Source organism: Janthinobacterium sp. MP5059B, from assembly GCF_001758645.1.
Taxonomy (GTDB): Bacteria; Pseudomonadota; Gammaproteobacteria; order Burkholderiales; family Burkholderiaceae_D; genus Janthinobacterium; species Janthinobacterium lividum.
This window is the reverse complement of sequence record NZ_LRHX01000005.1, coordinates 71,032-87,424: the sequence shown is the minus strand read 5'-3', so window position 1 is coordinate 87,424 and position 16,393 is coordinate 71,032. Positions and strand designations below refer to the sequence as shown.

General features: G+C 55.4%; 29 protein-coding genes. 1 reads left to right on the top strand and 28 read right to left on the bottom strand.

Translation table 11 applies throughout. The features are described from left to right. The first annotated feature begins 169 nt into the window (after positions 1-169). On the top strand, positions 170-703 hold the full coding sequence (locus tag JAB1_RS04070) for a Spy/CpxP family protein refolding chaperone (RefSeq protein ID WP_175445012.1): 534 nt from the start codon (positions 170-172) through the stop codon (positions 701-703). Between the two features lie 87 nt (positions 704-790). Here JAB1_RS04070 and dsbD read toward each other — a convergent pair whose 3' ends face one another. The 28 genes from dsbD to rplD form a co-directional block, all read right to left on the bottom strand. Then, positions 791-2,737, bottom strand: a complete 1,947-nt coding sequence (dsbD, locus tag JAB1_RS04065; protein WP_083299557.1) for a protein-disulfide reductase DsbD — start codon at positions 2,735-2,737, stop codon at positions 791-793. A gap of 156 nt (positions 2,738-2,893) precedes the next feature. Continuing rightward, on the bottom strand, positions 2,894-3,298 hold the full coding sequence (rplQ, locus tag JAB1_RS28635) for a 50S ribosomal protein L17 (protein WP_071653293.1): 405 nt from the start codon (positions 3,296-3,298) through the stop codon (positions 2,894-2,896). A gap of 147 nt (positions 3,299-3,445) precedes the next feature. After that, positions 3,446-4,423 carry a DNA-directed RNA polymerase subunit alpha gene (rpoA, locus tag JAB1_RS04055; protein WP_008444343.1) on the bottom strand — a complete coding sequence of 326 codons (978 nt, stop codon included), beginning with the start codon at positions 4,421-4,423 and terminating at the stop codon, positions 3,446-3,448. Positions 4,424-4,531: 108 nt separating this feature from the next. After that, entirely contained in the window at positions 4,532-5,155 is a 624-nt protein-coding gene (gene rpsD, locus JAB1_RS04050; RefSeq protein WP_010394478.1) for a 30S ribosomal protein S4, read from the bottom strand. A gap of 258 nt (positions 5,156-5,413) precedes the next feature. Continuing rightward, entirely contained in the window at positions 5,414-5,818 is a 405-nt protein-coding gene (gene rpsK / locus JAB1_RS04045) for a 30S ribosomal protein S11 (protein ID WP_010394475.1), read from the bottom strand. A 17-nt stretch (positions 5,819-5,835) separates the two neighbouring features. After that, entirely contained in the window at positions 5,836-6,201 is a 366-nt protein-coding gene (gene rpsM / locus JAB1_RS28630) for a 30S ribosomal protein S13 (RefSeq protein WP_046681666.1), read from the bottom strand. A gap of 14 nt (positions 6,202-6,215) precedes the next feature. Beyond that, positions 6,216-6,329 (bottom strand): 50S ribosomal protein L36, encoded by a 114-nt coding sequence (gene rpmJ / locus JAB1_RS28625; RefSeq protein WP_010394471.1) that lies wholly within the window; start codon positions 6,327-6,329, stop codon positions 6,216-6,218. Between the two features lie 42 nt (positions 6,330-6,371). Further along, the gene (gene infA, locus JAB1_RS04035) at positions 6,372-6,590 is read right to left on the bottom strand and encodes a translation initiation factor IF-1 (RefSeq protein WP_005663428.1); all 219 of its coding nucleotides are present in this window, start codon (positions 6,588-6,590) and stop codon (positions 6,372-6,374) included. Positions 6,591-6,608: 18 nt separating this feature from the next. Beyond that, entirely contained in the window at positions 6,609-7,943 is a 1,335-nt protein-coding gene (gene secY / locus JAB1_RS04030; protein WP_010394438.1) for a preprotein translocase subunit SecY, read from the bottom strand. A 32-nt stretch (positions 7,944-7,975) separates the two neighbouring features. Then, positions 7,976-8,407 carry a 50S ribosomal protein L15 gene (rplO, locus tag JAB1_RS04025; RefSeq protein WP_034753211.1) on the bottom strand — a complete coding sequence of 144 codons (432 nt, stop codon included), beginning with the start codon at positions 8,405-8,407 and terminating at the stop codon, positions 7,976-7,978. A 30-nt stretch (positions 8,408-8,437) separates the two neighbouring features. Further along, entirely contained in the window at positions 8,438-8,617 is a 180-nt protein-coding gene (rpmD, locus tag JAB1_RS28620; protein WP_010394435.1) for a 50S ribosomal protein L30, read from the bottom strand. A 10-nt stretch (positions 8,618-8,627) separates the two neighbouring features. Further along, positions 8,628-9,146, bottom strand: coding sequence for a 30S ribosomal protein S5 (gene rpsE / locus JAB1_RS04020; protein ID WP_010394433.1), 519 nt, complete (start codon positions 9,144-9,146; stop codon positions 8,628-8,630). 9 nt (positions 9,147-9,155) lie between these two features. Further along, entirely contained in the window at positions 9,156-9,518 is a 363-nt protein-coding gene (rplR, locus tag JAB1_RS04015) for a 50S ribosomal protein L18 (protein WP_010394431.1), read from the bottom strand. Between the two features lie 13 nt (positions 9,519-9,531). Next, positions 9,532-10,065: a 50S ribosomal protein L6 gene (gene rplF, locus JAB1_RS04010; protein WP_034778281.1), complete on the bottom strand. Its 534-nt coding sequence runs from the start codon at positions 10,063-10,065 to the stop codon at positions 9,532-9,534. A 10-nt stretch (positions 10,066-10,075) separates the two neighbouring features. Then, positions 10,076-10,471 carry a 30S ribosomal protein S8 gene (gene rpsH, locus JAB1_RS04005; protein ID WP_034753208.1) on the bottom strand — a complete coding sequence of 132 codons (396 nt, stop codon included), beginning with the start codon at positions 10,469-10,471 and terminating at the stop codon, positions 10,076-10,078. A 14-nt stretch (positions 10,472-10,485) separates the two neighbouring features. Beyond that, the gene (gene rpsN / locus JAB1_RS04000; protein WP_010394423.1) at positions 10,486-10,791 is read right to left on the bottom strand and encodes a 30S ribosomal protein S14; all 306 of its coding nucleotides are present in this window, start codon (positions 10,789-10,791) and stop codon (positions 10,486-10,488) included. Positions 10,792-10,793: 2 nt separating this feature from the next. Further along, entirely contained in the window at positions 10,794-11,333 is a 540-nt protein-coding gene (rplE, locus tag JAB1_RS03995) for a 50S ribosomal protein L5 (protein ID WP_010394421.1), read from the bottom strand. Positions 11,334-11,339: 6 nt separating this feature from the next. Then, positions 11,340-11,654: a 50S ribosomal protein L24 gene (rplX, locus tag JAB1_RS03990; protein WP_034753204.1), complete on the bottom strand. Its 315-nt coding sequence runs from the start codon at positions 11,652-11,654 to the stop codon at positions 11,340-11,342. 9 nt (positions 11,655-11,663) lie between these two features. Continuing rightward, positions 11,664-12,032, bottom strand: a complete 369-nt coding sequence (gene rplN, locus JAB1_RS03985; RefSeq protein ID WP_008444317.1) for a 50S ribosomal protein L14 — start codon at positions 12,030-12,032, stop codon at positions 11,664-11,666. 253 nt (positions 12,033-12,285) lie between these two features. Further along, on the bottom strand, positions 12,286-12,558 hold the full coding sequence (gene rpsQ, locus JAB1_RS03980; RefSeq protein WP_010394415.1) for a 30S ribosomal protein S17: 273 nt from the start codon (positions 12,556-12,558) through the stop codon (positions 12,286-12,288). Then, on the bottom strand, positions 12,555-12,746 hold the full coding sequence (rpmC, locus tag JAB1_RS03975; RefSeq protein ID WP_010394412.1) for a 50S ribosomal protein L29: 192 nt from the start codon (positions 12,744-12,746) through the stop codon (positions 12,555-12,557). The genes rpsQ and rpmC overlap by 4 nt, the downstream gene beginning before the upstream one ends. Positions 12,747-12,758: 12 nt before the next feature. Further along, positions 12,759-13,178: a 50S ribosomal protein L16 gene (rplP, locus tag JAB1_RS03970; RefSeq protein ID WP_034753201.1), complete on the bottom strand. Its 420-nt coding sequence runs from the start codon at positions 13,176-13,178 to the stop codon at positions 12,759-12,761. A 2-nt stretch (positions 13,179-13,180) separates the two neighbouring features. Beyond that, positions 13,181-14,005, bottom strand: coding sequence for a 30S ribosomal protein S3 (gene rpsC / locus JAB1_RS03965; protein ID WP_034753199.1), 825 nt, complete (start codon positions 14,003-14,005; stop codon positions 13,181-13,183). Between the two features lie 9 nt (positions 14,006-14,014). Next, positions 14,015-14,347 (bottom strand): 50S ribosomal protein L22, encoded by a 333-nt coding sequence (gene rplV, locus JAB1_RS03960; protein WP_170840583.1) that lies wholly within the window; start codon positions 14,345-14,347, stop codon positions 14,015-14,017. Then, a complete protein-coding gene (gene rpsS / locus JAB1_RS03955; protein ID WP_008444295.1) occupies positions 14,344-14,619 on the bottom strand; it encodes a 30S ribosomal protein S19 in 276 nt (91 codons plus the stop codon). Before rpsS ends, rplV begins: the two co-directional genes overlap by 4 nt. 10 nt (positions 14,620-14,629) lie before the next feature. Next, positions 14,630-15,457 carry a 50S ribosomal protein L2 gene (gene rplB, locus JAB1_RS03950; protein WP_034753198.1) on the bottom strand — a complete coding sequence of 276 codons (828 nt, stop codon included), beginning with the start codon at positions 15,455-15,457 and terminating at the stop codon, positions 14,630-14,632. Beyond that, the gene (gene rplW / locus JAB1_RS03945; RefSeq protein ID WP_010394398.1) at positions 15,457-15,774 is read right to left on the bottom strand and encodes a 50S ribosomal protein L23; all 318 of its coding nucleotides are present in this window, start codon (positions 15,772-15,774) and stop codon (positions 15,457-15,459) included. Before rplW ends, rplB begins: the two co-directional genes overlap by 1 nt. Beyond that, positions 15,771-16,391, bottom strand: a complete 621-nt coding sequence (gene rplD, locus JAB1_RS03940) for a 50S ribosomal protein L4 (RefSeq protein ID WP_034753197.1) — start codon at positions 16,389-16,391, stop codon at positions 15,771-15,773. Before rplD ends, rplW begins: the two co-directional genes overlap by 4 nt. Between the last annotated feature and the right edge of the window lie 2 nt (positions 16,392-16,393).

The window sequence follows — 16,393 nt, the reverse complement described above, 5'->3', positions numbered from 1 at the left end:
CTTCCCCCGCCCTTGCACAACGCATTTGTATCGTCTTGTATATAGAAGACCCGAAGAAACATATAGATACAAACTGTCTGGCAGCGGACACTTCGGGGAAACATGGCGCGTCCAACATGGATTCATGTGCAGCAACATGTACATCCCTCACTTTTACAAAGGAATCCAGATGAACGCCTCAATGACAACCTTGCGCAAGAACTTGATCATCGCCATGAGCGTACTCGGCATGGGTGCGGCATCGCTGACCGTCCACGCCCAGGAAGCGGCCGCCAGCGCGCCTGCCGCCAGTACCAAGATGCAACACGACGGCCACCGCGACCAGCACCGCGGCGGCAATCCTGCCGAGCGCATGGCCAAGTACCAGGCCCGCCTGCATGACAAGCTGAAGCTGACGGCCGCGCAGGAACCGGCCTGGGCCACATTCACGGCCGCCAACGCGCCGAAAAAACCGATGGGTGACTGGAAGGCCAAGCGCGAAGCGATGGCCAAGCTGTCGGCGCCGGAACGCATGGAGCAATGGATCGCCATGTCGAAGGAACGCATCGCCAGCCAGGAAAGCCGTCTGGCCTCGCTGAAAACCTTCTACGCCGTGCTGACGCCGGAGCAAAAGAAAGTGTTTGATGACAGCGTGCCCGGCGGCAAGCACGGCGGCCATCGCGGCGGCCACCATGGCATGCATCAGCAGCCGAAAGCCGGGTAAGTCGGATTAGGTCCGCAGGACCGTAATCCGACAACTTTGTTGGCGTGTATGGTGGTGTCGGGTTACGCCCTCACGGGCTAACCCGACCTACTCGTCGAGCTTGCGCAAGGAGGCCAGGAAGGTGGCTGCATTCTGGAAGCCGATCACGCGCGACTGGGCAATTTCCTGCCCTTGCTGGTTGAACATGATGATGCCCGGCGGGCCGAACAGCTGGAAACGTTTCAGCATGGCCTTGTCGTCCGCATCATTGGCCGTCACGTCCACTTGCAGCAGCACGGCTTGCCCCATCTTCTCGCGCACGGCGGGATCGACGAAGGTCAGTTTTTCCATCTCGATACACGACACGCACCAGTCCGCATAAAAGTCCAGCAGGGCCGGCTTGCCATTGAGCTGGGCCAGCGCCGCGTCCAGCTCCGCTACGGTCTTGACGCGCGTAAACGGCTGGGCATGCACCTGCCCGCCGCCCAGGTGGGCCAGCGGTGCCAGCGGGTCGCGGCCACCGCTGGCCACGCCCACCAGTTGCATCGCGCCCAGCAAGGCAAACAGGAGGCCGAAGGCCTTGGCTACCCAGGCGTTCTTCGCGCCGCTCTTGCCCACCAACAAATACATGCCATAGCCGACGAACAAGACCATCCAGCCCAGCATCTGCACGGCGCCCGGCAGCACGGGCGAGACGAGCCACCAGGCCACGCCCAGTTGCAGCACGCCAAAGAAGCGCTTGACGGCATCCATCCAGGCGCCGGCACGGGGCAGCAAGGTGCCAGCCGACACGCCCACCAGCAGCAAAGGCACGCTCATGCCCACCGCCATGGCAAACAGGGCGCTGCCGCCGATGACGACGTCGCGCGTCTGGCTGATGTACAGCAAGGCGCCGGCCAGCGGCGCGGCCACGCATGGACCCACGATCAGGGCGGAAATGGCGCCCATGACGAACACGCCCGCCAGGCGGCCCGAAGATTGCTGGTTCGATACGGACGTCAGCTTGCCTTGCAGGAAAGCCGGCACTTGCAGTTCATACAAGCCGAACATCGACAGCGCCAGGCCCGCCATCAACAAGGCAAAGAAACCCAGCACCCACGGGTTTTGCAGCTGGGCCGCCAGACCTTCGCCCGCCAGGCCGGCCGCCACGCCCAGCGCCGTGTAGACGATGGCCATGCCCAGCGCGTACGTCAGCGACAGCAGCAAGCCGCGCGAGCGGCTGACCTTTCCGCCATCGCCGATGATGATCGACGACAAAATCGGTACCATCGGCAGCACGCACGGCGTAAATGCGAGTCCCAGGCCCAGCAGCATGAACAGGGGCACGATGACGAGCAGCTTGCCGCCCTTCAGGGCCGCTTCGATCTTGCCCATCTCGCTTTGCGCGGGCGCGGAACTTGCCGCCACGGGCGCCGCCGCTATCGGTTCCGGCGTGCTGGTGATATCGGCCTGCGGAATGCTCAGCACGGACACGCCAGGCGATGCTTGCGCCTGCGGGCCGTTGACGGCCGCCGTGTCGACCGCCGGCGCGGTCGGCAAGGCGAACTTCGACGGCAAGCCGCCCGGCGCCATACTCTGGCCGCCGCCACCGCCCACCAGCTGGGCTGTCGCATCCTGCGGCGCATAGCACAGGCCCTTGTCGGAGCAGCCCTGTCCCGTCGCTTTCAAGGTAAACGGCCCGGCAGCTTCCACGGGAATCGTGATGGTGAGGGTCTTGCGGAAGGTTTCCACGTTCTTCTGGAAGGTATCGTCGAACTTGACCTTGCCAGCCGGATACACCGGCGTGCCCAGCTTGGCGCCCACGGCCTCGAACTTGAAGCGCTCGTGGTACATATAGTAGCCATCGGCAATCACATACGTGACGGCGATGGTGGCCGGATCCTGCATGCGGGCGGAAAACTTGAAGGCCAGCTCGGGGTCGAGGAATTCATCGTCGGCGCGGGCTTGACCCGTGCCAAAGACGGCCATGGCCAGCAGCAAACAGGTGGCAAACCAGATCAGCAGTTGATGCATGGGAGCGGCGCGCGCGGTGGCGCTGGAGGGGAAACGGGACATGAACTACCTTTTCAACCATTCGACAGAGGACGCGCGGGGCGTGCAGTGGCTGCAGGGCCGGCGCGAAAGAAGAATAGTACACCGCAGCAAGGATAGCTGCAGCAGAAAACAAAAAAGCCAGGCTAGGCCTGGCTTTCATTGAAGCAATTACTGGGATTACTCGCCAGCAACTTCAACTGCTTCGGTCGTATCTGGACGATCCATCAGTTCAACGAACGCCATAGGAGCGTTATCGCCGACGCGGAAACCCATTTTCAGGATACGCACATAACCACCGTTACGGTTGGCGAAACGTGGGCCCAGTTCAGCGAACAGTTTGACGACCATTTCACGGTCGCGCAGGCGGTTGAAGGCCAGACGCTTGTTTGCCCCAGGGAGTCGGTTTTTTTGCCCAGGGTCAGAATTGGCTCGACAACGCGGCGCAGTTCTTTTGCTTTTGGCTAGGGTGGTTTTGGATTCATGCTTCGTGACTGCAGTCAGCGATACTGTCATGTTGCGCAGCATTGCCAGACGGTGGGACGAGGTACGATTCAGTTTACGGAGGCCGTGACCGTGACGCATGATAAATCCTTTCGGTGAGTGTTTAAATTCCAGTTCTTCGATCAGCTGAGTGGGAAACCCCTTACAGCCGCGGACCGGTTTGGTACTACAAAATAAAAACCTGGGACACCTGTCCCAGGCAGTTTGCTGCAACTTGCTTTACTGCGATTACTTTTCCAGGCCGGCAGGCGGCCAGTTTTCCAGCTTCATGCCCAAGGTCAAGCCGCGCGATGCCAGCACTTCCTTGATTTCGTTCAGGGACTTGCGGCCCAGATTTGGCGTTTTCAGCAGTTCGTTTTCCGAACGTTGGATCAGGTCGCCGATGTAGTAGATGTTTTCCGCTTTCAGGCAGTTCGCCGAACGCACGGTCAACTCCAGGTCGTCGACTGGACGCAACAGGATAGGATCGACCAGCGGAGCGCGCGATGGCGCTTCGGCGGCGGCTTCCGTGCCTTCCAGGGCAGCGAACACATTCAACTGGTCCACCAGGACGCGGGCCGACTGGCGGATCGCTTCTTCCGGCGAGATCACGCCGTTGGTTTCGATGTTGATGATCAGCTTGTCCAGGTCGGTACGCTGTTCAACGCGGGCCGATTCAACGAAGTACGATACGCGGCGCACTGGCGAGAACGACGCATCCAGAATGATGCGGCCGATGGTCTTGTTCGTGTCTTCCGACAGGCGACGCACGTTACCAGGAACGTAGCCGCGGCCTTTTTCAACCTTGATCTGCATGTCCAGCTTGCCACCGGCGGTCAGGTGGGCGATCACGTGGTCAGGGTTGATCAGTTCGACGTCATGCGGCAGGTCGATATCGGAGGCCAGGATCGCGCCTTCGCCTTCTTTTTTCAGGGTCAGGGTTACCGAATCGCGGTTGTGGACTTTGAAAACCACACCCTTCAAGTTCAGCAACAGATCGACGACGTCTTCTTGCACGCCATCGAGGGAGGAATATTCGTGGACGACGCCAGCGATCGTCACTTCGGTCGGCGCGTAGCCTACCATCGACGACAGCAGAACGCGGCGCAACGCGTTACCCAATGTGTGGCCATAGCCGCGCTCGAACGGTTCCATCACGACCTTGGCGTGACCTGCACCGAGAGCTTCAACATCGATAATACGTGGCTTCAACAAACTGTTTTGCATGAAATGTCCTTTTCAATACCCTCGGCTCATTACACCGATAAGGCTGATGGCATTAGTAAAACGCCCACCCGAAAGAAAACGAGTGGGCGGTGATGGTGCTAACTGCTATTAACGCGAGTACAGCTCGACGATCAGCGATTCGTTGACGTCGTTAGCGATTTCGTTACGCTCTGGCAGGGACTTGAAAGTACCTTCCATTTTCTTGGCATCAACCGAAACCCAGCTAGGCATACCAACTTGTTCAGCCAGCGACAGTGCTTCAACGATACGCACTTGCTTTTTCGATTTTTCACGAACAGCAACGATGTCGCCAACTTTGACTGCGTACGAAGCGATGTTCACAACGATACCGTTCACGGTGAACGCTTTGTGGCTGACCAATTGACGCGCTTCAGCGCGGGTCGAGCCAAAGCCCATGCGGTAGCAAACGTTGTCCAGACGCGTTTCCAGCAACTTCAACAGCGTTTCGCCGGTGTTGCCTTTACGACGGTCTGCTTCAGCGAAGTAGCGGCGGAATTGACGTTCCAGCACGCCGTACATACGCTTGACTTTTTGCTTTTCGCGCAGTTGGTTACCGTAGTCCGAGGTGCGGGCGCCGGATTTGACACCGTGTTGGCCTGGCTTGACGTCCAGTTTGCACTTGCTGTCCAGCGAGCGACGTGCGCTCTTCAGGAACAGGTCTGTACCTTCACGGCGGGAAAGTTTTGCTTTAGGTCCGATATAACGTGCCACGATACTTCCTTTTTTTAAATGATAACGCCCCAGCCACATGCATGATCAAACACACTGATGCGGTTAGGCGCTAGTCTGATTTGGTTTCAATCAGACGGTGGCTGAAAACGAAAAACCCGTCAAACAGAATTTGACAGGCAAGAACAGCCGGGCAGTATAACCGTTTCCGGCTCCCTGCTCCAGCGTTTTCACACAACTGTACTGAGTTACAACAGACAGCAAAGCAGCTGGCGCCGAAGCGCCCTCTGCAACACTATCTTAGATACGACGACGTTTCGGTGGACGGCAACCGTTGTGCGGTACCGGCGTCACGTCCTGGATCTCGGTGATCTTGATGCCCAGGTTGTTCAGCGCGCGAACGGCGGATTCACGACCAGGACCTGGGCCCTTGATACGTACTTCCAGGTTCTTCACGCCACACTCAACAGCCACTTTACCAGCGGCTTCCGCGGCGACCTGCGCTGCGAACGGGGTCGATTTACGCGAACCCTTGAAGCCTGCACCGCCGGAGGTAGCCCACGACAAGGCATTGCCTTGACGATCGGTGATGGTAATGATGGTGTTATTGAACGAAGCGTGGACATGTGCGATGCCTTCAGCGACGTTCTTTTTAACTTTTTTACGCACGCGTGCTGATGCGGCGTTATTTTGCGACTTAGCCATAATTATTCCCTAGCGGATTATTTTTTCAGCGATTGAGCGGCTTTACGCGGTCCCTTGCGGGTACGTGCGTTCGTACGCGTACGCTGGCCACGGCAAGGCAGACCCTTACGATGACGCATGCCGCGGTAGCAACCCAGATCCATCAAACGCTTGATGTTCATGGACAGTTCACGACGCAGATCGCCTTCGACGATGAATTTACCTACTTCATCGCGCAGCTTTTCCAGTTCGCTGTCATCCAGATCTTTGATCTTTTTGTTGGTTGCTACACCGGTCGATGCACAGATTTTCTCTGCGCGTGGACGGCCCACACCGTAGATGGCCGTCAGGCCGATAACGGTATGCTGATGATTTGGGATATTAACCCCTGCAATACGTGCCATTTGTTATTCCTCGATTAACCTTGACGCTGCTTGTGACGTGGTTCCACGCAGATAACGCGGACTACGCCTTTGCGCTTGATGATCTTGCAGTTGCGGCAGATCCGCTTGACTGATGCGAGAACTTTCATTTTTGGGCTCTTTCTTTCGCTTCTTTGGTTTGATTCAGTGTGTTACTTGGTACGGAACACAATGCGGGCTCGGCTCAGGTCGTACGGCGTTAACTCCACCGTCACCTTGTCTCCAGGGAGAATGCGAATATAGTTCATCCGCATTTTACCTGAAATATGCCCGAGCACCACGTGTCCGTTCTCCAGCTTCACTCGAAATGTTGCATTTGGGAGATTCTCAAGAATCTCGCCCTGCATCTGTATGACGTCGTCTTTTGCCATTCGGTATGTTTCCCGCGCTTAACGCGTCGGAATTCCGCCCTTGAAATTTGCTTTGCGCAGCAGCGAATCATATTGCTGCGACATCACGTAGTTCTGTACTTGCGCCATGAAATCCATGGTGACAACTACAATAATCAATAAAGAAGTACCGCCGAAATAGAATGGTACTTTCCACTGGGCTTGCATAAATTCCGGCAATAAACACACCAGGGTGATGTAGACTGCGCCGGCAAGTGTCAAGCGTGTCAGGATCTTGTCGATGTAACGGGCTGTCTGCTCGCCTGGACGGATCCCGGGAATGAACGCACCGCTTTTCTTCAAGTTATCCGCTGTTTCCTTGCTGTTAAAGACCAGCGCTGTATAGAAGAAACAGAAAAACACGATCGCCACTGCGTACAACAGCGCATGGATAGGCTCACCAGGCCCCATCGATGCTGCCAAATCTTTCAAGAACCGCACCGCAGGGTTAGCGTTGTCGGCGCCCTTTGAAAACCAGTCCACGATAGTGGCCGGGAACAAGATGATCGAAGAAGCAAAGATCGGCGGGATCACGCCGGCCATGTTCAGCTTCAACGGCAAATGGCTGGTTTGACCGCCATAAATCTTGTTGCCTACCTGGCGCTTCGCGTAATTGACCAATATTTTGCGCTGACCACGTTCAACGAATACAACGAAGTACGTTACCAGTGCTACCAGGATCACGATGAAAATCGCGCTGAAGCTGCCGATCGAACCATTCGACACCTGAGTGAACAAGCCACCCAACGCCGACGGCAGACCTGCTGCAATCCCGGCAAAAATGATGATCGAGATGCCATTCCCCAAGCCACGCTCGGTAATTTGCTCACCCAACCACATCAAAAACATTGTTCCGGTCAACAAAGTGACGACCGTCACGAAGCGGAATGCAAGACCAGGTTCCAACACCAGACCAGCTTGCGACTCCAGTGCGACTGCAATGCCTAACGCTTGGAACAGTGCCAGGGCAACCGTGAAATACCGGGTGTACTGGGTGATCTTGCGACGACCTGCTTCGCCTTCTTTTTTCAACGCTTCCATCTGCGGTGACACGATCGACAGCAATTGCATGATGATCGAGGCCGAGATATAAGGCATGATACCCAGCGCAAACACTGTAAAACGAGACAAGGCACCGCCCGAGAACATGTTGAACATGCCCAGGACGCCGCCTTCGTGCTCCTTGAACAGCGAGGCTAATTGTGTCGGGTCAATCCCGGGAACCGGGACGTGAGCACCGATACGATAAACCACCAATGCGCCAAGCAAAAACCAGAGCCGTCCCCAAGGGAAACCGGCCGCTGCACTTTTAGCAAGTTGTGGATTAGTCGCCAATTTTCGCTCCGATCAAGCTGTTAGCGGTCAACTCAGGCTACCGAGCCGCCGGCTGCTTCGATGGCTGCTTTCGCGCCAGCGGACACTTTCAAGCCCTTCAAATTCACCGCTTTGGTGATTTCGCCGGACAAGATCACGCGCACGTCACGGGCCAACACGCCCAGAACGCCAGCTTGCTTCAAGACCAGAATGTCGACATCGCCAACAGCCAGGTTGTTCAGATCGGACAGGCGCACTTCAGCTTTGAAGGTTGCGTGCATCGATTTGAAACCGCGCTTAGGCAGACGGCGTTGCAGAGGCATCTGACCGCCTTCGAAACCGACTTTATGAAAGCCGCCCGAACGCGATTTCTGACCTTTGTGACCACGACCCGAGGTTTTACCCAGGCCGGAGCCGATACCGCGACCGACGCGACGCTTGTAGTGCTTAGCGCCTTCGGCTGGTGCAATAGTATTCAATTCCATGATTTGCTCCGTTCGTGTAAGCCCGAAGGCTTACCCGACAACTTTAACGAGATACGATACTTTATTGATCATGCCGCGTACGGATGGGGTGTCTTGCAATTCGGAAACCGAATTTACACGACGCAGACCCAGACCGCGCACGGTAGCGCGATGCGATTCGCGCGTACCGATCAAGCCCTTGACCAATTGCACTTTGACTGTGTTTGTCATTTTGTCCACCTTAAGCCAGAATGTCTTCGACCGACTTGCCGCGTTTGGCAGCGATATCGGAAGCAGTGCTCATTTTCGACAGGCCGTCCAGCGTAGCGCGTACCAGGTTGTATGGGTTGTTCGAACCGGTGGATTTCGCCACCACGTCCGTCACGCCCATCACTTCGAAGATAGCGCGCATTGCGCCACCAGCGATAACGCCAGTACCAGGCTTAGCTGGGTTCATCAGGACCTTGGAGGCGCCGTGACGACCAACAACCGTGTGATGCAAGGTACCGTTTTTGAGCGGTACTTTGATCAGGTTGCGACGGGCTTCTTCCATTGCCTTCTGCACGCCAACTGGCACTTCTTTCGATTTGCCCTTGCCCATGCCGACGCGGCCATCGCCATCACCAACTACGGTCAGCGCGGCGAAACCCATGATACGACCACCCTTGACCACTTTGGTCACGCGGTTGATCGCGATCATTTTTTCGCGCATGCCATCATCCGGCTTGTCGCTTTGCATTTTTGCTTGCATTTTTGCCATGATTGATCCTTAGAACTTCAGACCGGCTTCGCGTGCGGCTTCTGCCAACGCTTTCACACGGCCGTGGTAACGGAAACCGGAGCGGTCAAACGCAACTTCGGTAATCCCTGCTTTCAACGCTTTTTCAGCGACGCGCTTGCCGATCAAGGCTGCAGCAGCGGCATTGCCGCCTTTGCCGGATTGGCCTGCCAGTTCAGCGCGAACTTCCGCTTCAGCCGTCGAGGCCGAAACCAGGACTTTAGCGTCCGGGCTGATCAGGTTGGCGTAAATGTGCAGGTTGGTGCGATGCACCGACAAGCGATTTACTTTCAATTCCGCAATCTTGATGCGGGTTTGGCGTCCGCGGCGAAGCCGTGATTCTTTCTTATCCATCGTCAGCCCCTAATTACTTCTTCTTGGTTTCTTTAAGCTTAACCACTTCGTCCGCATAGCGAACGCCCTTGCCTTTATAAGGCTCAGGAGCGCGGTAAGCACGAACTTCAGCGGCTACCTGGCCAACCTGTTGACGGTCGATACCTTTAATCAGGATCTCGGTCGGGGTTGGTGTTGCGCAGGTAACGCCGGCTGGCATGTCATGCACTACAGGGTGCGAGAAACCCAGGGACAGATTCAACTTGTCGCCTTGAGCTTGCGCCTTGTAACCCACGCCTACCAGGTTCAGCTTTTTCTCGAAACCCTTGGTGACGCCAACAACCATGTTGTTGACCAGTGCGCGCAGCGTGCCGGACATGGCATTGGCTTCGCGGCTGTCGTTCGCCACGTCGAAACTCAGGGTTCCTGCATTGTTTTCCACTTTAACCTGGCCGGTGAGGGCCTGGGAAAGTACGCCCAGCGGGCCTTTTACGGTGATCGCTTGTGCGGAGATGGCGACTTCGGCGCCAGCTGGCACTACGATAGGCATTTTAGCTACTCGAGACATGTGTAACTCCTTAAGCCACGTAGCAAATAACTTCGCCGCCGACACCGGTAGCGCGTGCTTTGCGGTCAGTCATGACGCCTTGCGGAGTCGACACGATCGCCACACCCAAGCCATTCATCACAACAGGGATCTCGTCTTTACCCTTGTAGACGCGCAGACCCGGACGGGACACGCGCTCCAAGCGCTCAATAACGGGACGGCCAACATAATACTTCAAACCGATTTTCAGTTCCGCTTTGCCACCAGCTTCGGCAACAGCGAAATCTTCAATGTAACCCTCGTCCTTCAGGACGCTGGCAATCGCAATTTTGACTTTCGACGATGGCATGGCCACGGTCGTCTTTTGCACGCCTTGTGCATTGCGAATGCGGGTCAGCATATCGGCGATAGGATCGCTCATACTCATTGCATATTCTCCTATTACCAGCTTGCTTTTGTCATACCCGGAATTTCACCACGCATGGCGAATTCACGGAGCTTGATACGACCCAGACCGAATTTACGGAATGTGCCGCGCGGACGACCAGTGATGGCGCAACGGTTACGTTGACGCGTCGGGTTCGAGTTACGTGGCAGCGCCTGCAATTTCAGGCGAGCTTCGTAGCGCTCTTCTTCCGATTTCGATTGGTCATCGACGATGGCCTTGAGAGCTTCGCGCTTAGGGGCGAATTTCGCCACCAGGTCAGCACGCTTGATCTCACGATTAATCAGTGACAGTTTGGCCATGATCAGTTCCTGAAAGGGAATTTAAAGGCGGCGAGCAAAGCTTTGGCTTCGTCATCGGTCTTAGCGGTTGTCGTGATGCTGATATTCATACCGCGCAACGCGTCAATCTTGTCGTATTCGATTTCAGGGAAAATGATCTGTTCCTTGACACCGATGTTGTAGTTGCCACGACCATCAAATGCACGGCCGTTCACACCACGGAAATCGCGTACGCGCGGCAGAGCCACGGTAATGAAGCGATCCAGGAACTCGTACATGCGAGCGCCGCGCAGGGTGACCATCGTACCGATCGGGTAACCTTCACGGATTTTGAAGCCTGCGATCGCTTTGCGGGACTTGGTGGTCACTGGCTTCTGGCCGGCGATCTTGGTCAAGTCAGCAACTGCGTGCTCGAGAACTTTTTTATCCGCGATAGCCTCACCAACACCCATATTCAGGGTGATCTTGGTCAGGCGTGGAACTTCCATTACCGACTTGTAACCAAACTTGCTGGTCAGGTCGGCAACGACTTTTTCTTTATAGAATTCTTGGAGACGTGCCATGATTTCTTAAGCCTTCACTACTTCGCCGGAGGATTTAAAGATGCGAACTTTCTTGCCGTCCACTTCTTTGAAACCCACGCGATCTGCCTTGCCAGTCGCTGCATTAAACAATGCAACGTTGGACACGTGAATTGGCATGGTCTTATCGACGATACCACCAGTTACGCCAGTCATCGGGTTTGGCTTAGTCGCTTTTTTAGCGATGTTAATGCCGTCAACCACGATATGTTCAGCATCGATACGCTGCTGTACCACACCACGTTTGCCCTTGTCTTTCCCGGTCAGAACGATGACTTCGTCGTTTTTACGAATCTTATCCATTACGACTCCTTACAGGACTTCCGGTGCCAGGGACACGATTTTCATGAACTTCTCAGTGCGCAGTTCGCGCGTGACAGGTCCAAAAATACGGGTACCGATCGGTTCCAGCTTGGCGTTCAACAGAACGGCGGCATTGCCGTCGAACTTCACCAGGGAACCGTCTTGGCGGCGAACACCTTTAGCGGTGCGCACAACCACGGCGTTATAAATTTCACCTTTTTTGACACGGCCACGTGGCGCAGCAACCTTAACGGTTACCTTGATCACATCGCCAATGCCAGCATAACGGCGCTTGGAGCCGCCCAATACCTTGATGCACATTACTTCTTTGGCACCGGTATTGTCAGCCACTTCGAGCCGGCTTTCAGTTTGAATCATAGTATTCTCTTTCCCAACTTAAGCCGAAGAATCCACACAATGTAGACCCACGGTCAGTCTTGGTCCCGCCAGAGCCGCCCTGCTGGGCTTCACTGTTTGGGTGCATGACCTTCATACATCAACTGACCGCGAATGCTACTGTCTGTGGCCAGACACTTTGCGGCGTTACATGAACGAAGCCCGCAAGTATTACATACAATTTGCGGGCCTGCAAGTACTAATTAAAACCCACCGCCGAAACGGTGGTTTTTATTTAAACGGTTGGTGCGGCTTGAACCACACGTGTCACCGTCCATGCCTTCGTTTTGGAGATCGGGCGACCTTCCTGGATCTCGACCGTATCACCGGCCTTGACTTGGTTGGTCTCGTCATGCGCGTGATACTTGTTCGAGCGCATGATGATCTTGCCATACAAAGGATGTTTTACGTGGCGCTCGATCAGAACGGTAACGGTCTTGTCCATCTTGTCCGAAACCACTTTACCGATCAGCGTGCGCTTGAGCGACTGTTTCACTGGTTCGTTCATTTGGCTTCCTTCAGATTCATTACCGTCTTCACACGCGCGATATCGCGGCGTACCTTCTTGAGCTGCGAAGTGTTGCTCAGCTGCTGCGTAGCGATTTGCATGCGCAGGCCGAACTGTGCCTTCAACAGGTCATTCAGCTCTTTTTGCAGAGCTGGCTGGTCCTTGCCGCGGAGTTCAGATGCTTTCATATACAACTCCAATTATTGGCCGACTTGGCGGATGACAAACGTCGTCGCCAGTGGCAGTTTAGCGGCGGCAAGACGGAATGCTTCCCGTGCCAGCGCTTCATCAACGCCATCCATTTCATACAGTACTTTGCCTGGCTGAATTTCAGCGACGTAGTACTCAGGATTACCTTTACCGTTACCCATACGGACTTCAGCCGGTTTGTTCGAAATCGGTTTGTCCGGGAAAATACGGATCCAGATACGGCCACCGCGCTTGATGTGACGCGTCATTGCACGACGCGCCGCTTCAATTTGACGCGCAGTGATACGACCGCGCGCAACTGCCTTCAGACCGAATTCGCCAAACGACACGGCGGTGCCGCGGCTGTGCGAAATACCGGTATTACGGCCTTTCTGCTCTTTACGATACTTTCTGCGTGCTGGTTGCAGCATGATTATTCTCCTGCTTTCTCAGCTGGTGCTGCTGCGGCGGCCGGTTTAGCGGCGGTACGCACACGTGCACCTGGTGCTGTGGATGGTTTCGCACCGGCACCGGCTGGACGTGGACGGCCAGCTGGCTTGCCATCGTCACGGCGTGGGCCGCGGCTTTTCTTCTCGTCAGCTGGGGTATCGATGACTGGTGCATCGCCGTTAGGCGCGCGGTCACCTTTATATACCCACACCTTGACACCGATGATGCCGTAGGTGGTCGACGCTTCGCTGGTACCGTAGTCGATATCGGCGCGCAGGGTATGCAGAGGCACACGGCCTTCGCGGTACCACTCTTTACGCGCGATTTCGATACCGTTCAGACGGCCGGACGACATGATCTTGATACCGAGAGCACCCAGGCGCATTGCATTTTGCATTGCACGCTTCATGGCGCGGCGGAACATGATCCGTTTTTCCAGCTGCTGAGCGATCGAATCGGCGATCAGTTGCGAGTCGATTTCTGGCTTGCGAATTTCTTCGATGTTCACGTGAACAGGTACGCCCATGATCTTGGTCAGCGCCGACTTCAGTACTTCGATGTCTTCGCCTTTTTTACCAATGACCACGCCTGGACGCGAGCTGTAGATCGTGAAGCGCGCGTTCTTGGCTGGGCGCTCGATAACGATGCGGCCAACGGAAGCGTTCTTCAGTTTCTTTTTCAGGTAAGCACGTGCTTTCAAGTCTTCGTTCAGCATGGCAGCGAAATTACCGTTGCCTGCATACCAGCGCGAAGCCCAGTTACGGGTGACCGCCAGACGGAAACCGGTTGGATGAATTTTCTGACCCATCGTGGCTCCTTAGTTACCGACAGTCACGTAAACGTGACAGGATTGTTTCGAAATACGGTCGCCACGGCCTTTTGCACGCGCGGTGAAGCGCTTCAGGACCGGGCCCTTTTCGACGTAGATCGTTTTCACGAACAATTCGTCGATGTCCGCGCCATCATTGTGCTCGGCATTCGCAATAGCGGATTCCAGAACGCGTTTGATGATCGCAGCACCTTTTTTCGGGCTGAATTGCAAGATGTTGAGTGCAGCGTCAACTTTCTTGCCACGGATCAGGTCAGCAACCAGGCGGCCCTTTTGGTCCGACAGGCGCACACCTTTGAGGATAGCTTTAGTTTCCATTATTTCTTAGCCTTTTTGTCAGCTGCATGGCCCTTGAACGTACGGGTCAGTGCGAATTCGCCGAGCTTGTGACCAACCATGTTTTCGGAAACATAAACCGGCACGTGCAGCTTGCCGTTATGAACCGCGATCGTCAGGCCGATAAAGTCAGGCATGATTGTCGAACGACGCGACCAGGTTTTGATTGGCTTTTTGTCTTTGGCTGCTTGCGCGGCTTCAACTTTTTTCACCAGGTGGGCGTCACAGAACGGCCCTTTTTTCAATGAACGTGTCATGTGCTACCCCTTATTTCTTGCCGCGGCGCGAGACGATCATGGAAGTAGTACGCTTGTTGCTGCGTGTTTTCTTACCCTTAGTCTGTTGGCCCCAAGGCGAAACTGGATGACGACCAGCTGCTGTTTTACCTTCACCACCACCGTGCGGGTGATCGACCGGGTTCATGACCACACCGCGAACGGTAGGACGAACACCGCGCCAGCGCATCGCACCAGCTTTACCGATTTTACGCAGGCTGTGCTCGGCATTGCCGACTTCACCAACCGTTGCACGGCACTCGATGTGCACGCGACGTACTTCACCCGAGCGCAGACGCACTTGAGCGTAAGTACCTTCACGTGCCATCAGCACAACGCCAGCACCAGCGGTACGTGCCATTTGGGCACCTTTACCTGGCAGCATTTCGACGCAATGCATCACGGTACCGACTGGGATGTTACGGATTGGCAAGCAGTTACCCGATTTGATCGGTGCTTCCGAACCGTTCATCACGCTGTCGCCAACGGCCATGCCTTTGGTTGCGATGATGTAGTGACGCTCGCCGTCGGCGTAGCACAACAGAGCGATATTCGCGGTGCGGTTTGGATCGTATTCGATACGTTCCACTTTCGCTGGAATACCATCTTTGGTGCGCTTGAAGTCGATCAAGCGGTAGTGTTGCTTATGACCACCACCGATATGACGGGTGGTGATGTGACCGTTGTTGTTACGACCAGCGGTCTTGGATTTCTTTTCAACCAGGGCAGCGAACGGACGACCTTTGTACAGGTCGGCATTCACCACCTTCACCATGCCGCGACGGCCTGGCGAGGTTGGTTTCATCTTAACGAGTGCCATTATGCAGCCTCCTCGGAGAAGTTGATTTCCTGGCCAGGCTTCAGGCACACGAAAGCACGCTTGGTATGGTTACGACGACCGTTGAACTTGCCGGTGCGTTTTTGCTTACCTTCGCGGTTTGCAGTTTGCACGGACAGAACTTCAACCTTGAACAGCAGTTCGACCGCTGCCTTGATTTCAGGCTTGGTTGCATCCGGCAGTACGCGGAATACAATTTGCTCGTTCTTTTCCGCGACCATGGTGGCCTTTTCGGAAATCACGGGCGCCAACAGCACCTTCATCAAGCGTTCTTCGCTATGTTTCAAAATCGCGCTCATGCCAGCATCTCCTCAATCTTGGCCAATGCAGCTTTGGTGACCAGGATCTTCTTGTAGAACACCAGGGACATCGGGTCTGCGTGACGTGGCTCAACGACGAGTACGTTAGGCAGGTTGCGCGATGCCAGTTCCAGGTTTTCGTTCAGAACGTCGGTGATGATCAGAACCGAATCAAAGCCCAGGCCGTTCAATTTTTGCGACAACAGCTTGGTTTTTGGCGCGTCGATCGTCAGATCGTCGATGACGATCAGGCGCTCTTCGCGAGCCAGCTGCGACAGGATCGAGCAGATACCTGCGCGATACATTTTTTTGTTCACTTTGTGGGTGAAGTTTTCGTCAGGCGAGTTCGGGAAAATCCGACCACCGCCGCGCCACAGTGGCGACGACGACATACCAGCACGAGCGCGGCCGGTACCTTTTTGGCGCCATGGCTTTTTCGTCGTGTGGTGAACTTCTTCACGGTCTTTTTGCTTGCGGTTACCACTACGTGCATTCGCTTGATAAGCGATGACGACTTGGTGGATCAGCGCTTCATTGTAGTCACGGCCGAAAATCGTATCGGCTGCAGCAACGTTCGAGGCGGCTTGACCTTGCGCATTCAGAAGCTTGAGTTCCATCG